The following is a 2,438-nucleotide window of genomic DNA, read 5'->3' as shown; positions in this document are numbered from 1 at the left end:
AGCTTCTGACGGAGGTCTGCGACCAGCATCCGCATCGCCTCGGTATTGCGGGCGAAGTCGGAAGAGGCCGGATCAATGCTGGATGGGAGCGGCATGGCTTCAGCAGGTTTGTGGGGCGCCGCAATCGGTGCAGCATGAACGAACTATCGTGTCATCGCATTGCAGGCCCGCGCAACCTGAGAAAACAGACCTTCAACCGGATTGCCAAAAAAGTCTTTTTAAATCAGTATTTTAGTACCGCCTTTTAATGCGACGTCAGTATGTGAGGCGCGCGCGAAAATCCTTCCGCCCACGAATCCGCTCTTCAGTGGGTCCACGGTTCGCCGCGGCGGAATGCAAAATTGTCGGCGTAAGCGGCCTGCCGACGCACCGGCTCCTTCGGCTCAAGAACCTGGTAAGGGATACCCTCGCGTTCACAATAGGCCACTGCTTCTTCCTTGGTTTCAAAGCGAAGCGTGACCTGCTGTTTCATGTCGCCCGAACTGGTCCAGCCCATTAGAGGCTCGACGAATCGGGGCTGTTCCGGCTCATAGTCGAGTTGCCAATCCTTTGTCTTGGCCTTCCCCGATTGCATCGCGTTTTTGGCAGGCTTAAAAATGCGGGCGGTCATGGACAGTCGACCCTCTTTCGGAACGATGGATGGAGCCTATCGAAGCAGCCGGGATAACATGGAATTTCTGTCCCGAATCTGAATCGCTGATTCTCCAGCCTGTGATGAAACATCTTCCGAAATGGTATATTCATTATGCCGTCCGGTGACAATCTGGCCGGGCGACAAGATCGATGCCCCGCCCGCTGCCTACCCTCAACGGACGCCTTACGTCGAAAACGGTCCCCATGAAAATCAACGCCACTCTGCCGGAAAAAGGACGCGACCTCCGGCTTGACCTGCTCCGCGGGGTAGCCAATTGGGCCATCTTTCTGGACCATATTCCGGACAATGTGGTGAACTGGATCACGACCCGGAACTACGGCTTCAGCGATGCGGCCGATCTTTTCGTGTTCATCTCAGGCTACACGGCCTCATTCGTCTATGCGCGAATGATGATGGAGCGCGGCTTTATCGTCGGCGCTACCCGTTTGACCAAGCGGGTCTGGCAGCTCTATGTCGCCCACATCATCCTGTTTGTGATCTACATCGCCTCAATCAGCTATTTGGCGCTGCGCTTTGGCGATTCCGAGATCATCAACGAATTCAATGTCGCAGGTCTTGTCGATCAGGCGACCGAGACGCTACGCCAGGGTTTGCTGCTCAAATTCAAGCCGGTCAACCTGGACGTGCTGCCGCTCTACATCGTTCTGATGGGATTCTTTCCGCCGGTTCTCTGGATGATGCTGCGTCGGCCCAACCTGACAATGATCGCCTCTCTCGTGCTGTGGCTTGCCGCAAGGCATTTCGGCTGGAATTTTCGGGCCTATCCGGGAGGCACCTGGTATTTCAATCCGTATTGCTGGCAGGTGCTGTTCGTGTTCGGCTCATGGTGCGCGCTCGGTGGAGCCCGGAAAAGCCGCGGGGTGATCGATTCTCCGATCACGCTCTATGTTTGCTTCGCCTATCTCGCGTTTGCACTGGTCATGACCATGGCCGGCAGATTTCCTGACCTCGGCAATATGTTCCCGCATTGGTTGTATGCAGCGTTCAATCCGAACGACAAGACCAACCTCGCGCCCTACCGCTTCCTGCATTTTGTCGTGATCGTCATTCTCGTCATCCGCTTCCTGCCCAAGGATTGGCCAGGGTTGGAATGGAAGGTCTTCGATCCGCTGATTGTCTGTGGTCAGCAATCGCTCGCCGTGTTCTGCGTCGGCGTCTTCTTGTCCTTTGTCGGACATTTCGAGCTGATGATGAGTTCGGGTTCGCTGTTCGCGCAGCTCTTCGTCAGCGTGACCGGAATAGCAATCATGACCGTCGTCGCTTACTACATCTCCTGGTCGAAACGGCAGGACAAGCCGCTCAAGACACCGGCGCCGAAGGCCGCCTGATCGCGACGGCGACGCGTTCTAATTGCCGGACTCACGCTTGGACTTTGGCGCGACCAATTGCCCGCGTGAAGAAAAGCCCTGCCACTCCGTGCTCCAGCCGACCTTTGCGGCGTGGCCCTTCTTTCCCTGAAGGGCAAAAGCGGCACCCTGGGGATCGACGCAGTGGGCAACCCAGAAACCGCCGGAAATTTCTACATCGTTAGGCAAAGCCTCTCCGCCTCCCACTCTCACGCGTTCCGCCGCGGCATCCAGATCCTCGACGTTGACGTAGAAGAGCCAGAACGGCGGGGATCCTCTGGGCGGTTTTGTGAATGCTCCACCGATCACCTGCCCGCCGGCGGACAACGAAACATAGGCATCCGCCAAATGATTTTCGGTCTGCGCCCTCTGCCAGCCGAACAGCGCGCAGTAGAATGCAACCTCCTTATCCAGATCGGTTGCAAACAGTTCATGCC

At 56.7% G+C, this 2,438-nt stretch carries 4 protein-coding genes; 2 read left to right on the top strand and 2 right to left on the bottom strand.

Translation table 11 applies throughout. The annotated features are described in order from the left end of the window. A partial coding sequence (locus WB528_RS04985) for a hypothetical protein (RefSeq protein ID WP_423887319.1) occupies window positions 1-248 on the top strand: 248 nt, incomplete at its 5' end. A gap of 56 nt (window positions 249-304) precedes the next feature. Here the strand turns inward: WB528_RS04985 and WB528_RS04980 are convergent. Next, entirely contained in the window at window positions 305-610 is a 306-nt protein-coding gene (locus WB528_RS04980) for an ETC complex I subunit (RefSeq protein ID WP_423887318.1), read from the bottom strand. Between the two features lie 227 nt (window positions 611-837). Between WB528_RS04980 and WB528_RS04975 the strand changes: the two genes are divergently transcribed. Then, window positions 838-1,983 carry an OpgC domain-containing protein gene (locus WB528_RS04975; protein WP_423887317.1) on the top strand — a complete coding sequence of 382 codons (1,146 nt, stop codon included), beginning with the start codon at window positions 838-840 and terminating at the stop codon, window positions 1,981-1,983. 18 nt (window positions 1,984-2,001) lie between these two features. Here WB528_RS04975 and WB528_RS04970 read toward each other — a convergent pair. Then, window positions 2,002-2,438 (bottom strand): VOC family protein (locus WB528_RS04970; protein ID WP_423887316.1); only part of this gene is annotated, 437 nt, incomplete at its 5' end.

Origin of the sequence: Bradyrhizobium sp. (assembly GCF_049586575.1) — a bacterium.
Classification (GTDB): domain Bacteria; phylum Pseudomonadota; class Alphaproteobacteria; order Rhizobiales; family Xanthobacteraceae; genus Bradyrhizobium.
Note: the sequence above shows the minus strand (reverse complement) of the source record. Positions and strands in the feature narration are given on the sequence as shown.